This is a genomic window from Shewanella sp. AS16, assembly GCF_021412365.1.
Classification (GTDB): Bacteria; Pseudomonadota; Gammaproteobacteria; order Enterobacterales; family Shewanellaceae; genus Shewanella; species Shewanella salipaludis.
On the sequence record NZ_JAKCLK010000103.1, the window covers coordinates 1 to 341 of the forward strand.

The following is a 341-nucleotide window of genomic DNA, read 5'->3' on the forward strand; positions in this document are numbered from 1 at the left end:
ACCACGCCTTGCTTGTTGGGATTGATGGCATAGTCGTAGACTTTTCCCACCGGGATCTTGCGGAAATAGACCAATGAACCACTGCTCAGTGAACCGAGATCGGGGGCTTGCAGGTGGATCATCAGATCGCCATTGTCCAGCCGATATTTCGGTTGGGTGTCGAGTGCGACAAAGTGATCCTGCTCTTTACCTTTACCCGGCATCATGCCGATATAATTACCACCGACGAGGGCGTCCAGCCCGGAGACACCTGCCAACGAGGCCTTTGGCGTCACCAGCCAGAACTGTGTCTCTTCGCGCAGCGCATCTTTCATATCGGACTTGATGCTGACCTTGACTTC

1 pseudogene is annotated in these 341 nt (G+C 54.0%); it reads right to left on the reverse strand.

The window, feature by feature from the left end:
* Positions 1 to 341: pseudogene (locus tag LZP73_RS19530) on the reverse strand (hypothetical protein); the annotation flags it as partial.